Source organism: Nitrososphaera viennensis EN76 (assembly GCF_000698785.1).
Taxonomy (GTDB): Archaea; Thermoproteota; Nitrososphaeria; order Nitrososphaerales; family Nitrososphaeraceae; genus Nitrososphaera; species Nitrososphaera viennensis.
In genome coordinates this window covers 1110559-1131418 of record NZ_CP007536.1, presented here as the reverse complement: position 1 = coordinate 1131418, position 20860 = coordinate 1110559, and the positions used below count along the sequence as shown (strand labels likewise).

The 20860-nt window shown below is 55.1% G+C and carries 24 protein-coding genes; 11 read left to right on the top strand and 13 right to left on the bottom strand.

Annotated elements, in window-relative coordinates:
- Positions 1 to 16: 16 nt before the first annotated feature.
- From NVIE_RS06470 to NVIE_RS06450, 5 genes are all read left to right on the top strand, one after another.
- Positions 17 to 2152: a DEAD/DEAH box helicase gene (locus NVIE_RS06470; protein WP_075054549.1), complete on the top strand. Its 2136-nt coding sequence runs from the start codon at positions 17 to 19 to the stop codon at positions 2150 to 2152.
- Positions 2149 to 3165, top strand: a complete 1017-nt coding sequence (locus NVIE_RS06465; protein WP_227717509.1) for an MraY family glycosyltransferase — start codon at positions 2149 to 2151, stop codon at positions 3163 to 3165. Before NVIE_RS06470 ends, NVIE_RS06465 begins: the two co-directional genes overlap by 4 nt.
- Before the next feature lie 5 nt (positions 3166 to 3170).
- Complete coding sequence (locus NVIE_RS06460) at positions 3171 to 3395, top strand: hypothetical protein (RefSeq protein WP_144239545.1); 225 nt, start codon at positions 3171 to 3173, stop codon at positions 3393 to 3395.
- A 62-nt stretch (positions 3396 to 3457) separates the two neighbouring features.
- The gene (locus NVIE_RS06455; RefSeq protein ID WP_084790668.1) at positions 3458 to 4411 is read left to right on the top strand and encodes a lamin tail domain-containing protein; all 954 of its coding nucleotides are present in this window, start codon (positions 3458 to 3460) and stop codon (positions 4409 to 4411) included.
- Positions 4412 to 4533: 122 nt separating this feature from the next.
- Positions 4534 to 4881 carry a P-II family nitrogen regulator gene (locus NVIE_RS06450; RefSeq protein ID WP_075054546.1) on the top strand — a complete coding sequence of 116 codons (348 nt, stop codon included), beginning with the start codon at positions 4534 to 4536 and terminating at the stop codon, positions 4879 to 4881.
- On the opposite strand, the gene NVIE_RS06445 is transcribed toward NVIE_RS06450, so the two are convergent.
- On the bottom strand, positions 4878 to 6326 hold the full coding sequence (locus NVIE_RS06445) for an ATP-binding protein (protein WP_075054545.1): 1449 nt from the start codon (positions 6324 to 6326) through the stop codon (positions 4878 to 4880). The genes NVIE_RS06450 and NVIE_RS06445 overlap by 4 nt on opposite strands.
- On the bottom strand, positions 6323 to 7333 hold the full coding sequence (locus NVIE_RS06440) for a DNA double-strand break repair nuclease NurA (protein ID WP_227717544.1): 1011 nt from the start codon (positions 7331 to 7333) through the stop codon (positions 6323 to 6325). Before NVIE_RS06440 ends, NVIE_RS06445 begins: the two co-directional genes overlap by 4 nt.
- A 47-nt stretch (positions 7334 to 7380) precedes the next feature.
- On the opposite strand from NVIE_RS06440, the gene NVIE_RS06435 reads away from it, so the two are divergent.
- Positions 7381 to 7950, top strand: coding sequence for a hypothetical protein (locus tag NVIE_RS06435; RefSeq protein WP_144239544.1), 570 nt, complete (start codon positions 7381 to 7383; stop codon positions 7948 to 7950).
- Here the strand turns inward: NVIE_RS06435 and NVIE_RS06430 are convergent.
- Together NVIE_RS06430 and NVIE_RS06425 are read right to left on the bottom strand one after the other, a co-directional pair.
- Positions 7937 to 8449, bottom strand: a complete 513-nt coding sequence (locus NVIE_RS06430) for a helix-turn-helix domain-containing protein (RefSeq protein WP_075054542.1) — start codon at positions 8447 to 8449, stop codon at positions 7937 to 7939. The two genes, NVIE_RS06435 and NVIE_RS06430, sit on opposite strands and share 14 nt — an antisense overlap.
- Positions 8450 to 8476: 27 nt before the next feature.
- Positions 8477 to 9136 (bottom strand): CPBP family intramembrane glutamic endopeptidase, encoded by a 660-nt coding sequence (locus tag NVIE_RS06425; protein ID WP_075054541.1) that lies wholly within the window; start codon positions 9134 to 9136, stop codon positions 8477 to 8479.
- A 339-nt stretch (positions 9137 to 9475) separates the two neighbouring features.
- Between NVIE_RS06425 and NVIE_RS06420 the strand changes: the two genes are divergently transcribed.
- The 3 genes from NVIE_RS06420 to NVIE_RS15345 all read left to right on the top strand — a co-directional run bounded on the left by NVIE_RS06420 (position 9476) and on the right by NVIE_RS15345 (position 11103).
- On the top strand, positions 9476 to 10156 hold the full coding sequence (locus tag NVIE_RS06420) for a hypothetical protein (protein ID WP_144239543.1): 681 nt from the start codon (positions 9476 to 9478) through the stop codon (positions 10154 to 10156).
- A 1-nt stretch (position 10157) separates the two neighbouring features.
- Complete coding sequence (locus tag NVIE_RS06415; protein WP_144239542.1) at positions 10158 to 10475, top strand: hypothetical protein; 318 nt, start codon at positions 10158 to 10160, stop codon at positions 10473 to 10475.
- Between the two features lie 241 nt (positions 10476 to 10716).
- Positions 10717 to 11103 (top strand): hypothetical protein, encoded by a 387-nt coding sequence (locus NVIE_RS15345; RefSeq protein ID WP_158435121.1) that lies wholly within the window; start codon positions 10717 to 10719, stop codon positions 11101 to 11103.
- A gap of 199 nt (positions 11104 to 11302) precedes the next feature.
- On the opposite strand, the gene NVIE_RS06410 is transcribed toward NVIE_RS15345, so the two are convergent.
- The 6 genes from NVIE_RS06410 to NVIE_RS06385 form a co-directional block, all read right to left on the bottom strand.
- Positions 11303 to 11623, bottom strand: a complete 321-nt coding sequence (locus tag NVIE_RS06410) for a hypothetical protein (protein WP_075054538.1) — start codon at positions 11621 to 11623, stop codon at positions 11303 to 11305.
- Complete coding sequence (gene gatE / locus NVIE_RS06405; protein WP_075056042.1) at positions 11620 to 13542, bottom strand: Glu-tRNA(Gln) amidotransferase subunit GatE; 1923 nt, start codon at positions 13540 to 13542, stop codon at positions 11620 to 11622. Before gatE ends, NVIE_RS06410 begins: the two co-directional genes overlap by 4 nt.
- A 53-nt stretch (positions 13543 to 13595) precedes the next feature.
- The gene (gatD, locus tag NVIE_RS06400; RefSeq protein ID WP_227717508.1) at positions 13596 to 14924 is read right to left on the bottom strand and encodes a Glu-tRNA(Gln) amidotransferase subunit GatD; all 1329 of its coding nucleotides are present in this window, start codon (positions 14922 to 14924) and stop codon (positions 13596 to 13598) included.
- 87 nt (positions 14925 to 15011) lie between these two features.
- Complete coding sequence (locus NVIE_RS06395) at positions 15012 to 15383, bottom strand: hypothetical protein (RefSeq protein ID WP_075054536.1); 372 nt, start codon at positions 15381 to 15383, stop codon at positions 15012 to 15014.
- A gap of 117 nt (positions 15384 to 15500) precedes the next feature.
- Positions 15501 to 15884 carry a hypothetical protein gene (locus NVIE_RS06390; RefSeq protein WP_075054535.1) on the bottom strand — a complete coding sequence of 128 codons (384 nt, stop codon included), beginning with the start codon at positions 15882 to 15884 and terminating at the stop codon, positions 15501 to 15503.
- Between the two features lie 50 nt (positions 15885 to 15934).
- Entirely contained in the window at positions 15935 to 16510 is a 576-nt protein-coding gene (locus NVIE_RS06385; RefSeq protein WP_227717507.1) for a nicotinamide-nucleotide adenylyltransferase, read from the bottom strand.
- 157 nt (positions 16511 to 16667) lie between these two features.
- Here NVIE_RS06385 and NVIE_RS15340 point away from each other — a divergent pair, with 157 nt between their 5' ends.
- Positions 16668 to 16844 (top strand): hypothetical protein, encoded by a 177-nt coding sequence (locus NVIE_RS15340; protein WP_158435120.1) that lies wholly within the window; start codon positions 16668 to 16670, stop codon positions 16842 to 16844.
- 325 nt (positions 16845 to 17169) lie between these two features.
- On the opposite strand, the gene NVIE_RS16285 is transcribed toward NVIE_RS15340, so the two are convergent.
- Together NVIE_RS16285 and NVIE_RS06375 are read right to left on the bottom strand one after the other, a co-directional pair.
- Positions 17170 to 17496: a type II toxin-antitoxin system death-on-curing family toxin gene (locus NVIE_RS16285; protein ID WP_227717543.1), complete on the bottom strand. Its 327-nt coding sequence runs from the start codon at positions 17494 to 17496 to the stop codon at positions 17170 to 17172.
- 601 nt (positions 17497 to 18097) lie between these two features.
- Positions 18098 to 19120, bottom strand: coding sequence for a TIGR03557 family F420-dependent LLM class oxidoreductase (locus NVIE_RS06375; protein ID WP_075054533.1), 1023 nt, complete (start codon positions 19118 to 19120; stop codon positions 18098 to 18100).
- A gap of 117 nt (positions 19121 to 19237) precedes the next feature.
- Between NVIE_RS06375 and rtcA the strand changes: the two genes are divergently transcribed.
- Positions 19238 to 20299: an RNA 3'-terminal phosphate cyclase gene (gene rtcA / locus NVIE_RS06370; RefSeq protein WP_075056040.1), complete on the top strand. Its 1062-nt coding sequence runs from the start codon at positions 19238 to 19240 to the stop codon at positions 20297 to 20299.
- Here the strand turns inward: rtcA and NVIE_RS06365 are convergent.
- Positions 20296 to 20793 carry a CopD family protein gene (locus NVIE_RS06365; protein ID WP_084790666.1) on the bottom strand — a complete coding sequence of 166 codons (498 nt, stop codon included), beginning with the start codon at positions 20791 to 20793 and terminating at the stop codon, positions 20296 to 20298. The genes rtcA and NVIE_RS06365 overlap by 4 nt on opposite strands.
- Positions 20794 to 20860 lie beyond the last annotated feature (67 nt).

Below are 20860 nucleotides of genomic sequence, written 5' to 3'. Positions count from 1 at the left end.
CACGTAAGCCGCGCATATGCAGACAATGCCTGACACTGTAAAGGCCATCCTTGGCAGCCTCGGCTACGAATCGCTGTACCCGCCGCAGGAAAAGGCGATGGCCGCAGGCATCCTTGACGGAAAGAGCGTGCTTGTCACGACGCCGACGGCAAGCGGCAAGACGCTCGTCGCAATGATGGCCATCGCAAAAACGCTGCAAAAGGGCAAAAAGGCAGTCTACCTGACGCCCCTGCGGGCCCTTGCAAGCGAAAAGGCGTCCGACCTGAAGGCACTTGAAGGGATAGACCTCGGCCTTGGCAGGCAGCCAAAGGTGATGGTGGCTACCGGCGACTATGACTCGTCCGGCAAAGAGCTTGCTTTTGCAGACGTTATCGTGCTTACAAACGAAAAGATGGACACGCTCTTTAGGCACGGAGTGGAGTGGCTTGGCGAGGTGGGGCTGTTTGTAGCCGACGAGGTCCACCTCATCGGTGACAGGGAGCGCGGGCCCACGCTTGAGATGATGCTTACAAGGATACGCAAGCTGTACCCGGACGCGCAAATAGTCGCGCTTTCCGCCACCGTGTCAAACGCGGACGAAATATCCGACTGGCTTGCCTGCGCGCTGGTGGAAAGCAGCTGGCGCCCGACAAAGCTTGTCGAGGGCGTCTACGAGTACGGCAGCGTGCGCATGGGAGACGGCCGGACCTTCCGGGTGCAGGCCGGAACGTCGGCGCCGGTGGACCTTGCAATCGACTCACTTGACAACGGCGGGCAGGCCCTGATATTTGCAGAAACGAGAAAGAGGGCGTCGTCGCTTGCGGCAAAAGCCGCAGAGGGCGTGTACAGGCGCCTTGACAAGGGCGCCAAAGAGCTTGCCGCAAAAGCGGCGGCAGAAATCCTCGACAAGGGCGACGATGCCGAGCTCACGCGGACACTTGCCCAGCTCGTGGGAAAAGGGGTCGCGTTCCACCACGCCGGCCTTGCGCCTTCAAGCCGCAAGATAGTTGAAGAGTCGTTCAAGGCAGGCGTCGTGAAACTGCTGACGGCGACTCCGACGCTTGCGGCAGGCGTGAACCTGCCTGCGCGAAGGGTGGTGGTGGCAAGCATCCTTCGCTACGACGGGGAGTACGGGGGAAACGTGCCGATAAGCGTCATGGAGTACAAGCAGCTGTGCGGCAGGGCCGGAAGGCCCAAGTACGACACTTCTGGCGAGGCCATCATCGTTGCTGAATCAACAACAGCAACAAGCGGCGAGGAAATCTATGACCATTACGTCCTTGGCACGCCGGAGCCTCTGCGGTCGCAGCTGGCCGGCGACAGGGCGATAAGGTTCCACCTCCTCTCGACGATAGCGTCCGTCCCTGGCATGAAAAAGCCCGAGATAATGGAAGTGTTTGCAAGCACGCTCTTTGCCAGGCAGTACAGGAGCGCCACGGTCCAGTTCAAGGTCGAGTCGGCGCTAGAGTACCTGGAATCTGAAGAGCTTGTCAAGGCAAGAAACGAGCGCTATGTCGCCACCGAGTTTGGCAAGCGCACGTCTTTGTTATACATTGACCCGCAGACTGCGGTGGATTTCCGCGACGCGCTGAACAGGGTGGAAAAGGGCAGGCGCAGGCACACGCTTGGCTTTTTGCACCTTGTCACGCAAAGCCCTGACTTTTACCCGAAACTTGCGCTTCGCAAAAAGGACCCTGACGAAGTGAGCCTGCTCTTGCAGGAAAGGCGCGACGAACTCTTGTACGACATGAGCGAGTACGACTGCTCGCGAAGCTTCTGGGCGCTTGCCGAATGGATGGAGGAGGCAGGCGACAGGACGCTTGGCGACAGGATGGGGGTCGAGCCGGGCGACATGCACAGGATGGTCGAGACCGGCGAGTGGCTTGCCTATTCGCTCTACGAGGTGGCCAAGCTCCTCGGGCGCGAGGACATGCTCTCCGAGCTGTACGCGCTCCGGACGCGCATACGCTACGGCATAAAGGAGGAGCTGATCCCGCTTGTCGCCCTTGAAGGGGTGGGCCGGGTGCGCGCAAGGGCGCTTTATGCCGCCGGCTTTACTGACGTGCCAAAGGTGGCCAAGGCGCCGCAGGCAAAACTGGCGTCCGTACCAAAGATCGGGCCTGCTGTTGCCGAAAAGATAAAAGCGCAGCTTGCAAGGAGACAAGCGCAGTGACTGCTGCTACAGGCTATGAGGCGCTTGCGTACGCCGCAATAGTGTCTGCGATATCCTTCCTTGCGGTCTATTTCATGATGCCTTTTGCGATAAGGTCGCTTGTGGCAAGGGGGAGCGTAGTGCAGGACTACCACAAGCCCGGCAAGCCTCTCGTGCCGCGCCCTGCCGGGCCGGTGCTGATGGCAGGCATCGCTGCGGCAGAGCTCGTGCTCTTTGCAGTCACGATGAACTATGCAGTCCTTGCCGTCCTTGCCGCGACCGCGATAGCGTTTGCCGTGGGCTATGTCGACGACAAGAAGGTCATGCCCGGCTGGTTCAAGCCTGCGGCGCTCCTTGCGGCCGCAGTTCCCATAATCGTGCTAGGCGCGCACGCAAGCAGCCTGAACCTTGTTTTTGGAAGCGTGTTCATACCGCTTCTGTACATCCCTCTGATACTCGTCATAATGCCGATTGCCGGCAACACGGTCAACTCCATCGACGTCCTGAACGGCGTTGCAAGCGGCTTTGTGGCAATAGCCACTGTGCCGCTCCTTGGGGCAATCGCGATTTTCGGGAGCACCGACGTGTTCCTTGCGGGGCTACCGCTGCTCTTTGCATCGCTTGCATTCTTCAAGTTCCACAAGTACCCGAGCAAGATATTCCCCGGCGACTCGGGGACGCTCCTCCTTGGCGCCATGTACGGCGCGCTGGCCATAGCCGGCAGGGCCGAGATAATAGGCGTCGTCGCTCTTTTGCCGGCAGTCGTCAACTCGTTTCTGTTCCTGTCAAGCGTCAAGCGCATAGTGGAGCACCGGCAGGTAAAGGCCCGGCCGGTGGCGCTCCTTGACGATTACAAGCTTGCCGCCTCTTCCGACAGGGCGGCCCCTGCGACGCTTGTGCGCCTCATCCTTGCAGACGGCCCGCTTTCAGAGAAGGAGGTGGCGCAAAAGATATTCTGGCTCTCGATGTTCTCGGCGCTCCTTGCGTTTGCCACGATTGCAATCCAGTACTACTTTATGGTGGTCGTGAGATAAGGCGCATGGGGCTTGAACTCTTTATCATGGCAATGTGGGTCATGGTGCTTGCAGTCTCGGCGTTTCTCGTGCTTGCCGTGGCCCCGCTTGAAGTCGCCATGAAAGAAAGCCCGAGGATAGTCATTTCCGCCATCCAGGCAGTGATAGCAATTGCGGCGGTGACGCTCCTTGCATTTGGCCTGAGCAGGCTAAAGCGCGCCTATGCAAATAGAAAACTTTACCGGACATAGAGACAGTATTCATAAGTGTTAATATAGTGCACTGAATGGAAAAAGGTAGCACGCGTACCTAAATGTCTAGTAGTAAATCCGGCCTCGTAGCTGTGTTGTTGGCTGGCCTTGTGGCTGTCAGTGGGGTTGGCAGCATTGGCCTTGGTGTTGCTAGCGTATACGCTCAGTCTTCGTCTCCTTCTTCTGCTGCAGCTGCAAAAGTCGTCATTAACGAAGTAGAGTCAAACCCCAAGGGCAGCGACGACAAGGGTGAGTGGGTCGAGCTATACAACCCTGCCTCAAGCGAAGTTTCGATAGGCAATTTCAAGATCAAGGCTTCCTTTACCAAGGCTATCATAGAGATACCTGCAGGAACCAAGATAGGTGCCGGCCAGTTCTACGTCCTTGCGATAAGCGGCGGAAGGTTCTACAACAGCGCCGAATCCCTCTCACTGGTTGACGGATCTGGCCGGGTAGTGGACAAGACGCCCTCGCTTGTGGACAGAAGCAACGACTCGCGAACATGGCAGCGCTTGCCTGACGGCGGGAGCAAGTGGGAGTTCAAGGAGCAGACACAGGGCGCCTCAAACTCGCCTGCGGTCAAGCCTGCCAGCACCCCTGCGCCCGGCGGCAGCAACAACAGTGGGCAGGCCAACAGTTCAGGCATGAAATGTTCGGGCACATGCGTCGAGGGGACGGTCGTGAGGATAGCCGACCCTGACACCATTTACGTCCAGGTGGGCAAGGACACATACAAGGTCGACCTCTCGCTTACAAAGGCGCCTGCAAGGAACGACAAGAACTACGACAAGGCCTCCTCTTACACCCGCGACCTGTGCTTTGGAAGCAGCGTGCTTGTCGACAAGGACGACGGCCAGAAGGCAAGCGGCAAGAACAACCTTGTCGGGGTGGCGTACTGCTCGTCTCACAACCTCAACCAGGAGCTCTTGGACAGCAAGCTTGTGCAGATCGACAAGAGGCAGTGCGGCACGAGCGAGTTCTCAAGCCAGGACTGGGCCCGCCGCAACGGCTGCTAATTGCGATATTATTTTTGCAAATTTTATGATATTTGCATTGCATGCGCGCTTGCAGGTAATTTTGAACCTGCCATGAATAATTGTTTGAAAACCTTATATTGTAACCTCCTTTAGAACGTGCCATGAAGCGTATAGAGGCAATTATCGCCAGCGAAAAGGTCAGCGCCGTAAACGAGGCGCTCAAGAAGGCGGGGGTGGGCGGCGCTACGATTCTCGACGCAAAGGGGAGAGGCAAGGGTGAAAAGCCCAGGGTGGCAGGCGGCAGGGGAACCTCTGCGCATCTTGCCGAGTTCTCTGTTAGAGCTAACGTCATCACCGTTGTTGACGACGGGGACGTCGACAAGGTCGTCAAGGCGATACTCGATTCCGCAAGCACGGGCTCGGCAGGCGACGGCAAGATATTCATCTCGTCCGTGGGCGAGGCAGTCGACATTGGCTCCAAAAAGCGCAGCCAGTCCGGCATGGTCTAGCTAGCTGCTTTTTTCTTGAAGAACCTTTTCGTCTCTCCAAGGGCAAGCACCTCGGCAGCCGCCACCTTGACCACCACCGGCAGGTCGCACACCGCCTTGCCGATGGCAAGGCACTGCCTCTGAGGCAGCGTCCGCACGATGGACCGTATCGTGTCGCTGTCTGCCAGGGACACCTTGGCTATCTTGTCAAGGTCAGAGTCGTTCGTGAAATTGAACAGGAAAATGTTGTCCACCTGCCTGTATATTCCGTCGTTTATCGCGTCGGGCTGGTTCGTGACAAACGTCGTGTACACGCCAAAGTGCCTCATGCGCGTGATGAGGTCCTCCCAGTACGTGTCGCGGATGTACAGGTGCGCCTCCTCCGCAAAGAGAAATATCGGCGGGATCGCCTTTCTCTCAAGCAGGTCGACGATCTTGCTCAGCACGAGCTCTACCGTCATCCTGCGCGCAGTCGCCGACGACTCGCCCATGTTTATCACCATCGCGGCGCCGCCTGGCTTCATGGCTTGCTCAAAGTAAAAGCCCGCGCTGCCATTATCCGTGAACAGGCGCGACTGCTGTATTGAATGATACCTTGACACCAGCGCGTCGCGCACGAGCTCGTTGATGTTCCACGTGTTGATGGCGTTGCCAATCGCCTCGATGCCGAGCGTGCGCTTGTTCTCAAGCCAGTCCCATATCCTGAAAAACTCGCGCATCGAAGCGGCCGGCATGTCAAGCGCGTTTTTCAGCATGCCTGCCACCGCGCCCTTTCCGCAATAGTCAAGCGAAAACTGCAGGCCCTTTCCGGGCTCAAGAACCATCACCCTGTCGTGCACCTGCGAGGGCGTGCCGTCGCGGTTCCACCGCAGGCCGCTGTACTCGTTATTGAGGTCAAACACCACGACAAAGGCGCCGTGCTGCACAAGCGTCTTTACCAGCAGTTTTGACAGGTGCGACTTGCCAGACTCTTTCTTGCCCGTTATAATCGTCAGCTTGCCGTCGAGGTCCTCTGCAAATATCTCAAAATCCTCGTTGTCGCCGGCTCGCCCAAGCGGTATGGGGTAGACGCCGGACCTGCCGAGGAGCGCGTCAAGCTCCTTTGTCTTTAGCCTGCGGATTCGCGACTCCACCCTGGAAGGGAGCCATGTCACGTCGCTTGCCAGCCTGCCGTCGGCAACTGCGGCCCTTATCTTGGCCTTGAATATCCTTGCGTCCCTGACTAGACGCGAGAGCGAGCCGATGTTGAGCGGGTCGTGCAGGTTTTCCGCGCTTGTCGCGTTCACGACCTCTTCTTTGACAATGTCCTCGACTAGCGCCTGCGATGACAGGTACTCTTCATCATAAACCTGCACCACCATGCTCCTCCCCCTGTCCTCGATGAGCAAATAGTCGCCCTTTGCCGCGCTGTCGTCCTTCATAGCAAGCAGCAACAGCTCGTTGCCGTTCTTTGAGAGGATCTTCATACCATTATCGACCCCAGGAGCGTGTGCCTGATGTCGTCGGCGGCAAGCTCGGTCACGTCATAGCTGTTGAGCACGTGGCTGCGCAGGCACGTCACCTCCGTGTTTGTAAAGGTAGAGATGTGGTGTGCAAGCCGGAGAGTCTCGGGGTAGCCGCACGCAACAGGATCGTTGCCTAAAAGCCTGCCGAGCGCCTGGTCCCTGTCGCCCACCACGTCAACCCTCAAAACAGGCGTGCTCTTGTCGAGTTTTGCCATCAGGTTGCTGCCGATGGAGCCCCGTACCAGGCTCTTTATGATGACGTCTACTTCGATGTACGCCGGCCCGGGCACCTTGGCAAGGGGCGCTCCAGCCCTTTCAAGTATCTTTAGTTTCGTGTTCTTGCTGATGCCTACGATGAGGTTCTTGTGGAGCACGCAATTTTCCGCGATCTTTGCCATGCTGCGGTTCCGGTCCTCAAACACCGACGTGCGAAGCGACCCGTCCACCAGGATTATAGAGTTGCGCAGATGGGACGACAGCTCGTGCTGTATTGCACGCTCGGCCCTGACCCGCACTAGGCGCCGGGCGACGTCGCTGTCGGCAAGCACCAGCCTTGCCAGCCTGTCGTCAAGCTCGGAGTCAAACACCGTGCTCTCGCTCAGGTAGAACAGCATCGGGCCCAGCTTGAAGTGCATCAGCGCCGCCCCGCCGTAGGCCATCGCGACGCCGCACTTTATCGCGTACAGCGCGCCCTCCTCCGTCTCGGCCAGCTTGATGCTGCTTGAATCGATGGCGGCAACCATCGTGCTCTCGCGGATGGGCCGGAACGTGGTTATTGTTGTTGCGCAATAGCTGGAAGGCCTTGCGCCCCACCCTTCAGCGGGCACGAGGGTCTTGTCGTCGGAACTAAAGAGGATCTTTTTCCCTCTCAATTCGTCAAGTTTGGGCGTGAGGCACTTGCTCACCGATTCCATGATTCCAAAGTCGCCGAGGCTGATGCTTGCAGGCGGATTTAATTGCGTGGCCATGTTGGTCAACAATAAATGCGGGCACAATTATATTAATATTGCGCAACATGAACAATATGGCCAGCAACACGTTTATCAATAGCTCTGCAAACGGATTGACTGTGAGCGAGGCGACCCGCCAGCCGGACGAGGTCAAGATAAAGCTGAAACACGGCGAGTGGGAAGTGGAAATCACGTGCCTTGAGAGCAAGGTCAAGCAGGTAGTCGAGACTGTCCTGTCAAGCCTCGATTCGGCCAAGATAGTCGACCCTGCTATCCGGAGCCAGATTGACGAGCTGCGCCGCGAAATCGAGGCGCTAAAGTCAAGGCCGATTATTGACATGCGCCCTCCTTCTGCTATCGCTAATGACGCCAAGGCTGCTGCAAAAGGCGGCATGACATGCCGGGGCCTCCTTGAAACGCTGTGGGTTGAGGGGTACTTTGCAAGCGAAAAGTCGCTTGGCGACGTGCACGAGGAGCTGTCAAGGCGCGGCTACAATTATGACAGGACTGCAGTGTCGCACTCGCTTACAGACATGGTGCGGGAAAACATCATGACAAGAAACGGCACCATGCGCAACTACCGCTACATCCAGAAAAGGCCGCCAGGCGATGTTGCTACTGCTACGAACGGCTGACCTTCTTTTCAACTATCGAGTTGAGCCAGTGGATCCCTGCGGTGGTTATCCTGTACTTGCCCGGCTCTTTTTCGTCGCGCGCCACGTAGCCGGCCTTTGCCATCTCTGATATCCTGGAGCTGATGGACTTGGGGTTCAAAGCCGTCGCCGACTGGATTTCCGACACCTGCATGGCGTCGTCCTGCACCTTTCCCGTGTCTTTTGCTATCCTTGCAGACACAAGCTGGAGCGCCACCATGTCCTTGTCCGACAGTTTTGTATCAGAAGAGTCGGGTATCACGCGGGGCCCCTCTGGCGTTATTTTCACGAGGTGCGCGTACCTGCCTATCAACTCGGTCGCTTCGTAGTTGAGTGAAATCCTCTTTGCAAGGTCCATCGAGGGCACCTGCTTTGAGAGAAAGTTAAACACGGAGGCCATCACCGAGTCTGCGGTGCCGGAGAACTGCACCTTGACGTCGCCTACGGTGACAGAAACGCTGACGGTTTCAGGCTGGCTCATTTCGTTTTAACACTTGCCGCCGCATATTTATTGAATTCGGCCGGCAGCGGCAGTTTCTTCTCTTTTTCTGCGCCACCTGTACAGCACGTACGTGCCGGCCAGTAGCGCGGCAGAAAGCCCTGCCATGAGGAAGTTCGTGAACGGGTCGGGCTCCAGCGTGGTGCAGTTGATGTCTCCGCCCCAGCACCCTGCCGCAAAAAACACGCCGTTCCACGCAGAATGGACTGCCACGGAGAACCAGCCCTTGCCGCTCGCCCACGTCCTCAGGCTGAAGAAAAGCGACGGGATTACAAACAGCCAGTTGCCAAACGCAAGGCTTGCAAGCTCGATGTTTGGGGTGTTGAATATGTGGAGGGCCGCCCACATCGCGCCCGTGACTATGACTGCGTGCGAGCTGTTGAATACGTAGAACGGCACGCCGAAAAATACGGTTTCTTCCAGCGGGCCTGCCGCAAGAACGCCGATGAGCGAGCGGGGGATGTCGGGCTCCTGGTAGCCGGGGATGATCTGCTCCAGTATTAGCGTCCCGGCGACAAGCAGACCGACCCCAATTCCGTGGTAGAACAGGAGCATCTTGACGAGATAGCCGACAGAGTTCCTGCGGTATCTTGTCAGCCACGTGCGCGGGTTGAAATCGGCCTTTTCGTCTGCAAACCTCCCTCCCCTTCCTCCTGCTGCTTCCGCCACTGCAAGAGCCTAGGGCTTGTGCCAATCTAAAGAACGTTTCTGGCTACTATGTTGTTCGATATTGGAGTTCCGTTGAATCTTCCGTTGTTGGAATCGATTGTTAATTTTCGGTTGGTGAGCCTTGGCGGATACTCTAGTTTGCCATCGCTAATCCGTAGCAAGGATTCTTAGTCATAATCAACTACCTTTAAACATCTGTAGTCCTGTCTCTTCAACAAGCAAGCATAATTATCTTGTCACTTGCTACATTGCGAAGATGGCAATTACTGGATATAGATACTTTTAGCCATAGTGTCCTTATGTAGAAATTTTATATAATTTCGTCACCTAAAAAGGACGGTGAAAAGTGTGCTGAAAAGGAGTACAGTAACAATTGTTGCAGCTATTGCTGTGACATTTGTCGCTGCTATTGCTAATTTTGCAATTATCTCCCTTGGAAACAACTCTAAAGTCCGAGCAGAGGCGTTGATTGAGCAGCCAGCAGACGCCAACAACAAGCCGCTCGCCGTGTCATACAAGTCGCCTGATAGAGATAGTTTCTTGGCAGAGGGTGGAAGAGCAGCAGTAGTCATGGAAAGGCCAACAGACATCGTCAAGGTTGCTAGGGGTGAAAGTGTGTCAACGCCGATCATCATCAAACACATAGCCGGAAGCAACCCATCATCGTATGTAGATGTGAAGATTTCAGCTCCAAACGGCTATATCCTGTATCCAGCTTCATTGGCGGCAACTACTGCAGAAGAGGAACGCCAGCAAGCATCACTGACAGGCAAGTTGATCCCTGGCAGCATAGACTTAGGCACTTTGGTCGCTACCAATGATGCAAACGCGCATGTAAAGGTGAATCCAGGTGCAAGTTCTACAGCTCATGTGACACTAACTGTACCAAAGACATTTCCGGATGAAATGGTTGGAGAAACAATAGACTTGCCAATAATAATCACTGCAACAGACGACGCAGGAAATGCTGACACTGTATACATTGAAAATAACTCGGTGGTACTGGAGGTAATAAAATAAAATGACAATAGCAATATCAAGAGCAATGATGATGACTGTTGGGGTAGTTGTAGGCACTATGCTGATAAGCAGCATTGCACTGCCACTTGCCTTCGCTCAGCCCTATGATGCAGGCTATATCTCAGGAGCACCATCCGCGAAAAACGGGTTTCAAATGAAGACAACCACTCTAAGCGCAGCGTCCAGTCGATCCTCTTTTCTGGCATCAATTATCAGCGCTGCAGGATTTGTTTCCTCGTCATCCACGGATCCCACAGGCTGGATCTACCAAACAGCTGCCGACCTCAAGACTGATGACAAAATATCAGACAGGGCATAAACGTTTGGTTCTTGACCAAATGTTGGGTGTGTCCGGCCACCGGCTCACTTTCAATAATAGGCCACAACGGAACAGCTCCCACTGATGTAAGATACGCATATGTGAACATGTTTTGGAGTGGAAATATTCTTAACTTTTATGCCGAGAGGCTACAAAATAACGGAGCTGTTGTATCGGCCCCCCCCTCGCAACATATGACCCGGTAGCACTGGGTCTAAACGATCCAAGCAGGACGTTCAAGATGGGCACCCAGTCACACTCCATAACAATACCGTGCAGTACGACACCAACATTCAAGTTCTTCCAATTCGGGATGGAGAGCGGAAGCGCTGTAACTCAGAACTGGAAAATCCAGCAGTTTGACATATGGGCTCAAGGTTCTTCGCTAGCTTCGAACACTGCCATATCCACAACAGGTGGGAACACTTGCACAACATCGAGCTATGCGTGGGTGACCTGCTATACAAATGCCACAGGAACATATGGCGTTCAAATTGGCGGTGACCCATATACAAATGTGAACGCCAAGTACAAACAGAATGACGCCACGGTTCCTAGCGGAGAAATACACTGGTACAAAGATGGAAGCAGCACGACTATCTCAAACGGATTGACGCTGTGGCCTTGAGGCCACCGCTTCGTTTTCTTTTTTGACAATGCTTGAAGCCATTTGTTCACTTCTCTTGGCCTCTAGATTGCCATCATGGATCTGGTAGGTTAAAGAAGAAAGTTTTTGTACTGTCCATCCTTCAAGATGTTTAGCAAAATTTCATACTCAATATCGCTAACGAGCTCCAGAAGATTGAACAGTGCACTAGATACAGTAGCTACATCCAGTCTTCCCACGCCGACACGTACCTCTTCATTAATTCAGAGGCAGCAGGTGAAACAGCAGATTTGACCTGCGCTATCGAGTCCACGAAAAGCCTTAGCGGGTTTGGCACCCTTTCAAGGGCCATCATGTCCTTTTCGCATTCGCGCACAATTTTTTCAGTCTCGGCAAGGTACAGGCGGGAGATGGAGTCAAGTATCCTCTGGATCTCTTCCCTTGGGACCGACTCGGCCGACAGCTGCCTGCCAAGGTTCTTGGAATTTACTGCAAGCGACTCGGTGTAGTGGTCCCTTACCGGCTTTGGCCTGTGGCTCATTTTTTGCTACTGCCGACCATCTTGTCCAGCTTTTCCTTTAGCATCGCGTTTATCTTTTGCCCGTCGGCTTTGCCGCGAAGGACAGCCATGCTCCTTCCCATGAGCATCGAAAGCGCGCCCATCCCCTTTTCCTTTACCTGCGCCATGTTGTCGCTTATGACCTTGTCAAGCGCGGCGGCAAGCTCGTCGTCGCTTATGGATGAAACGCCAAGCGCCTTTACCGCGTCGTCGACAGTGCCTGCCTCCTTTTTCATCAGCTTTTCAAAGATGAGTATCACCGACTCTTTTGCTATTGCGCCTGCGTCAAGTTTTGCAAACACCTCTGCTATTATCGGGTCAGTCAGCGCGGCCGGGTCAAGGCCCTGCCTCTGCAGGCTGGTGATGTCCTCTGTCAGTTTCGACGCGACAAACGTCGGCTGCACCTTTGTGTTTGCGACAATTTCCTCAAATATCGCGAGGTAATCCGAGTCAAAGATTTGGCTTGCCAGCTTTTTGTTCATGTTGTGCTTCTTGGCTATTGCATCGACTACCTCGTCCCACGGCCTTGGGACCTTGCCTGCAAGCGCGTCAAGCGTCTTGCCAGTGACTGGAATCGTGGGTATGTCCGTCTCTGGGTACATCCTTGCAGCGCCAGGACGTGGCCTGCTGAACACCGTCCTGCCGTCCAGAGTTGCCGCCCTCGTCTCTGCCGGGACGCCTTCAAGCGCGGCTTTCAGCCTGCGGATTATCGCGTCGGCGGCAAAGGCCACCTTTTCTTCCGGGCCGCCTACGATCACAAACGCGTCGCTGCTGCCAAGGTCCAGCTTTGACCTGACATACTCGACCTCCTCCTTTGTGATGCCATAGTTTGGAAGCTCGTCAGAGTGGAATACGCCTCCAAGGTCATAAAAGCGCACGAGCTCGCCCAGCTCCTTTCCAAGCCTGATGCCGGGGTACGGCTCGTACCCTATCATGCCTGCAAAGCCCCTGACGCGGATTGCGCGGAAAACCGGCTTTGTGCCCTCAAAGATCTTTTTCACCACCTTTGACTGCGACTTTTTCAAAAGGTCTGTAACATCTTCAACCCTGTCGCCTATTCCGTCTTTTGAAATCTTGTTTTCCCTGAGCTTTTCAGCGACGAGAACAAGCCCGTGCTGCCTGGTCGCCTCGTGCTCTATTACCTTTATCAGCTGGTCCAGCTGCTGGACGCCCTTTACCTCCACTACCGCGCCCCCGAGGATCGAGACGTTGACGTCCTGCCTGATGCTGCCAAGCCCGCGCGCGACTCGCTTGCTTGCGCGAAGGAGCCTTCCAAGCGTGAGTGCCACCTGCATTATTTCATCGGGCTTGCCCGTGACAGGTTCTAGCGCGATTTCAACGAGCGGGACTCCAAGCCTGTCAAGGCCGTACTTTCTGACCTGCTTGTTGTTGCCGTCGTCGCCAAGCACCTTGGACGCGTCCTCTTCGAGGCAGATGCTCTGCACGCCGACCTTTTTTCCTGCAACATCAAGGTAGCCGCCGGAAGCGACAAGCATGGTGCGCTGAAAGCCGCTGGTGTTAGAGCCGTCGATCACTATTTTGCGCATGACGTGGACCTCGTCCATGACGCGGGAGTGCAGCGCAAGCGCAAACACGAGCGCCGTCTCTAGCGCCTCGGGGTTTACTTTGTGCGGCGGCTCCTCGTCTGCCTCTACGAGGCAGCTAGTGCCTGCAGCGGCGTGGTACTCTGCCAAGCGCATCTTGGAAAATTCAAACATCGCCGCAGGATCGTAGGCGCCAAGCTCGCTTTGCGTCGGCCTGAGCCTGCGCGTAAACGTGCGGCCGTAGGTCTCTGCCTCTTTGCAGGAGCAGTTGCAGAACAGCTTGCTCTTTGTCGCCAGCTGCTGGTGGATCTCAAATCCTACCTTCATGTCGATTGACGCCGGGTCCGGTATTGTCATCGTCACTGCATGAAAAATTGCCCTGTGCACGTATTAAGCCTTGCCTGCTACTACTAAATTGGGATAGCCGATGACATCTCGCCGGCAAGGTTTTCCTGCATTGTTTTCTCTGGGTCCTGCGCGTTGGCAAGGGCCCACATCGCCTTGACGACTGCTGTTTCGGATATCATGTCAGAGAGCGGGACGACGCCGATGTTGAGCAGGTCGCGGCCCGTATCGTAGACTGTCATGCTGACCCTGCCCCAGATGCACTGCGACGTCATGAACATGTGCACGCCCTTTTCCGCTGCTTCTTTCAGGACTCCAAACAGGTTCTTGTTGACGTGGCCAAGGCCCGTGCCCTCAAACACTATTGCCCCGCATCCCTTGGAAAGCAGCCAGTAGACCATCGTGGGGTCAAAGCCGGGATGGTATTTCACCAGCGCCACCCTGCTGTCAAACGATGACTGCAGCTTTAGCTCGTTTTTGCCCCTTGCTGCAAGGTCGATTCCGCTTTGCTGTTGCATCTCTACCTTGCCGTCCTTTACGAGCGCGACAGGCGTCACGTCTATCGACTCGAACGCGTCGCGCCTGCTCGTGTGGTTCTTTCTAACGCGCGTCCCGACGTGAACGGCTACAACGTCGTCGGAGGTGCCTGCGTGCATTGCCACAAACACGCCTGCAACCGGGGCCTTTGCCGCAAAGGTGGTGGCGCCAATCAGGTTCAGGGCAGCGTCCGACGACGGCCTGTCCGACGACCTCTGCGCGCCGACTAGTACCACCGGGATTGGCAGGCCCTGCAGGGCAAAGCTGAGCGCCGACGCGGTGTAGTGCATCGTGTCGGTGCCGTGCGAAACTATTATGCCGTCGTACTTGCCGGACCGGACTTTTTCAGCAATCTTGTCTGCCATCACTGTCCAGTGCCCCGGGTTTATGTTTTCGCTGTACTCGCTCATGAGCACCTCTGGATCCACGGAGGCGATGCTGGCAAGCTCGGGCACGGACGCGTACAGCTCTGACGCCGATAGCGCCGCCTTGACGCCTCCCGTCCTGTAGTCGATCTTGCTTGCTATCGTCCCGCCGGTGCTGATGAGCGCGATTTTAGGAAGGGCGTTGTCATCCTGCTGCCTGAGCGGCTGGCCTGATTGCGCCGCCGCTTCGCTTGCAGTCGTCGCGCCTGCAATCTTTTTTATTGTCTTTATCTTGGATACTTCAATCCCGGTGTTGTATCCGCTTTTCAGCTTTATCACGATGTAGCTGTCGCTTGCCGACTCGTAGCGCGGCATGATGACGCCTGCCATCGTCTCGCCGTCGTCAGTCGATATCGAGACGGTGTCGCCGGCAGTGACGCCGTGCCTTGACAGCAGGTCTGCGCCTGCTCCCCTGTACGAGCCGCTTGACAATATATTTTGAGAATCCTCCTGGTGGCTATATTAATTTAATAATTAGATTTTTTCCCGTCTTGCCGGTAGCCTGCAAAGTCATAACCGTCAAAAGTCTGAAGATCCGCCGGCGCCGTACGGGCTGCCCTTGATCGATACCACGTAATCAAGGTCATTTATCCTCTTCAAGAGTTCTAGATCCAGCGCATGTGTTACAATGATCTTGGTGTTTTGAAGATAGAAGCCGGGTGCCATGCCTGTCACGTTCAGTATATCGTTCCTGATGGAATCTATCTTTTGGCCGGGTTTGATGACTGTCTCCAGGGTATAGATCGGCCTCTTTTCTGTTTTTTCACGAATGATCAATCCTACCACCATCCGCGGATCTACTTTTGGAAACACCGTCTTTAACGCGTTATCAAGTGTGTTAAACTTGTCCACTACTTCCTGTATTTCTGCTGTTGTTGCAGTAGTGCTCAAATTATCAAAATGATATGCCTGGCAATTATAATAGCCTGTTGACCACGAATCTAGGGCTAGGTGGGCCAATTTTTGTAACGGCTGCGGATATCCCTGGCTTTCGTGTCACGTTTATCATCATTGGGAGCGCTCGGCGATCTCGATGTTGCGCTCTTCGAGGATCTTGAGCACGGCGCGCTCGATGTCCTTTGTCGTGATGAAGCCAAAGTCCCACGCGTCGATAAAGTTGCGGTACTCTTCTTCAAGGGCCTTTGCAGTGTTCTGGAACTCGGCCATCTTGGCAAGCGTGTCCGGCGAGCGGAACCCCTTTGCAACCATTATCGGGCAGCGCTGGTCTCCACCGATGGGGATGTACCACGCGTTCTTGGCAAACTCGTACCTGCCGTCCTTTATCATGGTGTACATGCGCATGAGCTCGTCATTTGACAGCTTGGCCAGGTCCGCGTACCAGAGCTCCTCTGCGATTGGCTTGTTTTGTTGCACTCCTGATGATTTGCCCAACAATTTGCGTATGTGCGTATATATCTTCGCACTAGCTAGTCATATACTTTCTAGTGGTGGTGGTGATGATGATGATTATGATGGTGGTCGTGATGGCCGCCATGTACGTGATCGTGCTGTGCTATCGCCCTGACTCTTTCCACGCCGTCTATCTGCTTTATGGCCCTGGCAACCGGCGCCGGCACCAGTTCCTGCCACTTTTCGCCCTCTGCCATCCTGCGCCTGACCTCGGTTGCCATCCACTTGCTGCGCTCCTGCAGCGGGGGCTCTACCGTCTTGACGCCTCTTTCCCTGAACAAAAGGAGCGTGAACGGGTCGTTTGCAAACACGACGTCATATGCCGGAACTAGCATGTCGACCTGCCGCGTCCAGAGCGAATGAACGTCGACGTCGGGGACGGGTATGGTCATTATCCTGCATACGTCGACGTCCTTGTCGGCCTTTAGAGCCGCCCTTATCATGGCGATGCGCTCGCCGGCGGTAAACGGGTTTCTCTGCTCGTGGCTCTTTTGCGCGCTGCCGACCACTATGACAAGGTCGTCTACGGATTTCAGCGCAAACTTGACAGTGGCAAGGTGTCCCATGTGGAAGGGCTGGAACCTGCCGACAAAGAGGCCGGTGGTCACGGCACCCCTCCCTTGTGCGGGCGCTAATTTAAAGACAATTGGGAAGTCGCCGCTTTAGCTCGGAAGACAATAGGTAGTCGCAATATAACAATCGGCATCGCTGGCTACCGATGTCAAGGCCCTCCATGTTCCGGCTGACCCCTGCAATTTTCTAGGGATGTCGGACATAACCGAAATCCTGACAAGCATCGTAGCCGAGGCCTTTGCGGTCTTGGTGACCAGACTGACCACCGATGAACGGACTTCAGAAGCGACCAGAAAGGGCATCGAACTTGTCCTTGAGGTTATCCTTATTGTGGCCTTACATTGGGCCGGGAGGCTTCCATGGGTGTAATCGAACGCGAACGAACGTACAAGAACTCTTATTTTGTGCGTTCGTTCGCGCCATCATCTGGTTTCAAGCCTCTTAAAAAGAGGACTTGAAAACCAATAAGGAGGCAGTCAGACAGCAGACAGGAAAAATGGGAAAATCGGTCTGTTTGTCTGTTTTCCTATTTTCCGTTCCCTGCTAGGAATCTATCCTTGTTTATTCTTGAAGATTTCATAGGTGAGCAGTTCTCTTAGAAATTCTACAATATCATCGGTTTCCTTCGCATATTCTGGATAGATGTCAATGGCCAGCCAATTTTCTACCTGATACTGTATGATCTTCTTTAGAATCACTGAACGAGCCGCATAGTAAAGAAACTGATACTGTTTTTTACCCGCTTGTTGAAGATCCTTTGTATCTCGTTACTATCCTCTTTTGGTGCAGAGTGTTTCTTTATCCATTTGGCGATGGATTTGACAAGTTTTGCATTTGAATTTGCGTCGGTTCTCTGCTCCTTGGCAATATTGACAGTATATCTGACTGCGCTTAGGGGTACGATTAACAGGTATCCATTGATAGCTAAATAAGCACTGACCGCTACCAGAGCCGTTCTTTTGTTTCCATCTGTGAAAGGATGCCATCGAATTATGGCTTCCATTATGCTTGCGGCTTTCAGGTAGATCAGGAAACGACTCTCGATCGTATACTACCTGGCTTGGCCGGTTTGCAATTGCATCAAGCAGACCCCTATCTTTTACCCCGGGTGTAATATTGAATTTCTTAAGTACAATGTCGTGTAGGTTTTCTAGGTCGGTCGCAGTTATTTCATGCAAGCTCTAGATCTCGGCTAGCCTTTCGAATACCTTTGGGTTCTGCTTTACAGTATTGTCTACTATTTCCTTCAAAGTCGCAATAGGTATATTTCCCACCTTTGATTTATTGTCGACTTTCTTCTCCATATTTCCAGAACCTATGTCTAATTCGCAGAGACAATATTTCTGCGTTATGTTATAAACCTACCGTACGTCCGATCCATATCTTACAACTTCTTAAATAGCCCTTGCCACGCATGCCTCATACGAACTCATCCACAGCTGCTGGCTAAACCTGCCCCGTTCAATGTTGTCTAGATATGCACCTAGACCTACTTTAAGTCTTTTAACCATATGAAAATGACTCGAAAATACAGCAGACTATGTGACTAGGGTCCTCGACAACATGAATATTGCATCTCGCAATTAGGTTGTTTAAATGTGCTATGTAAAGTCATTTTTTCACTACGCTTCTGTAGTGGTCACGGGCTCGCCGGCAGCACCCTCAAACGCGGGGGCTATCTGCCCTGCCACCAGCTCGATGAACCTGGCCCTGTCCGGGCTTGAATTCACCAGGATGATGTCGGTAAAGCCGAGGTCGGCATACTTTTGCAATTTCTTTATCCCTTCCTCCGCGCTTGATATCACGAGCATCGTCTTTTCCAGCGTGTCGTTTCCGACTGCCTGCCCGTTTTCCTCGATGTCGCGGGGGTCAGGATAGTTCACGTCGAAAAACGCCTTTATCGCGGCGCCCTTCCAGTAGCCTATAGCCTCTAGCGCCTTTTGCCTGTCCTCGTCGTACGAGGCGGGCATCAGCACCGCCTTTAGCATCGAGTCGGGGTCCTTGCCGGCCTGCCTTGCCCCGCGCTCAAACGCGGGGAGCAGCCGCTCCTTTATCAGGTTAGGATTCAGCTCGTTTGTCACAAGCCCGTCGCCCTCTGACCCTGCAAGCTCGGCCGACTGGCTGCCAAGCGCCGCCACGTAGAGCGGTATTTTTGTTTCCGGCTTGGTGTACAGGTTTGACTTTTTCATGGTATAATACGTGCCTTCAAAATCCACCCAGTCCTCGCTCCCCAGCCTCTTGATTATATGCATGGCCTCCTTGAGCCTCCCGAGCCTCTCCGGGTACGGCGGCCAAGGGTTGCCAGTGGGGACCTCGTTGAGCGACTCGCCTGTCCCGACCGTGAGAAACGTCCTGCCGGGAAACATGCTGTCAAGGGTGGCAAACACCTGCGCGACGATCGCCGGGTTGTAGCGCAGGATAGGGGCAGTGACGGACGTGCCCACCTGTATGTCGTCTGTGCGGGCAAGGGCCGCGCCAAGCCAAGGCCACGTCGCGCCGCCGGACGCGCCTGTGTGCCACCACGGCATGTAGTGGTCGCTTGACCAGCACCGCTCAAGTCCGTTTTCCTCCATCAGCGCCACGTCTTTCAGCAGGTCCCTTGAATTTACCTGCTCGTGCGCCACCATGAACGATATCCTGACCATCTCACCGGGACAGCTCGGCACGAAATCCTAAAGGAGTTTTGCTTGCCGGCAGCTTGAACACATGTTGTTTTTCAACAACCAAGAAATATGAGCAGGCAGGAAAAAAATCATATCGACATGGAGCCTATAAAGATCGACGGGTCGCAGGGCGAGGGCGGCGGCCAGATACTGCGCACCGCGATCTCGCTTTCTGCAGTGACTGGCACGCCGGTCGAGGTGACGGACATCCGGGCCAAGAGGGAAAACCCCGGTCTGCGCCCTTCGCACCTTGCCGCTGTAAAGGTGGTCGCAGACCTCTTTGGAGCCAGGGTGGAAAACCTGCAGGTCGGGGCCGAGTGGGTGCGCTTTTCGCCCTCTGCCGGCGGCAGGTTCGCCGGCGGCCCGCGCAGGGTGGACATTGGCACCGCCGGGAGCATATCGCTCACGCTTATGGCGGCCATCCCCGCAGTCTCGCTGTCTGGAAACGGCCTTGAAATCGAGATAACAGGCGGCACCGACGTCAGGGCAAGCCCGACCACTGACTATATGCGCTACGTGGTGTCAGAGGCGTACAGGAGCGCAGGGATAAAATTCTCGCTGGACGTCCTGAAGAGGGGCTACTACCCAAAGGGCGGCGGCATCGTAAAAGCCACTATAGAGCCGTGCAGCAAGCCGGCGCCCGTGGAACTCTTGAACGGCAGGGCGGTTGCGCCCCGGATAACAAGCGTCTGCAGCCAGCTTCCAAAGCACGTGGCCGAGAGGCAGATCTCGGCCGCGCTGCTGTCGCTTGAAAAGAGCGGGATAAAATGCACAAACTATACCGCGTCGTTTGAGACTGCGCCGTCGCCGGGCACGTCCATGCTGGTGTACTCGGCGTCTGATTTTGGCGGGCCCTTTGTCGGGGGCGACTCTATAGGCGAGGTGGGCAAGCGTGCCGAGCAGGTGGGGCAGGAGGCTGCGGCAAGGTACCTGGAAAGCACGCTTGCCGGGGCCGCAGTCGACCCTTTCCTTGCCGACATGCTCGTCCTGCCCATGTGCCTTGCAAAGGGCATATCAAAATACAGGACGTCCCGAGTCACGGAGCACCTGCGGACGAACCTGCAGGTCGCCCGGCAGGTGGCGGGCTGCAAGTACGACATCGTCCAGTCGCCGGGCAAGGGAGAGGAATTCGTGATAACAATACAAGGCAACAGTGCCTAGAGCCCGCCGCTGTCCAGCAGCGCGGCAAGCAACAGTATCACTATCGACAAAATGACTATTATCCTTCCAAGGTGGATTATTTTGGAGCGCACCGACTGCACGTACAGCGCGCCGGCGTTTCCAGACAGGATCCTGCGCTCCATGTCCGCGTTGAGTATGCGCACGTGGACGACGTACGCGCCTACGGTCGCAAGCACCAGGATTATCTTTATCAGGAGCAGGATGCCGTAGGTGGAATCGAGGAGCGCGCCGGGCTCTGACATGAACGCCCTTGCGTTGTATATCCCCGACACGATGAGGATCGCAAATGCCGGCACGGTCACCTTGTTGAACTGCCTGCCAAGCTTGACCATCAGGCCGACAAGCTCCTCGACCGACTTGGTGTGTGATCTTAGCACCGGCACCGCGACTGCCGCGATAAAGATGGAGCCTCCAACCCATATTGACGCGCAGATTAGGTGGACCCACGTGACAAGGCCGTCAGCAACAGCCAATAGCAGAGCCACGCCCTTGCACTATATTATCGATGCTGCTTGGCGAAGAAAGGTTTTAATGCGCTCC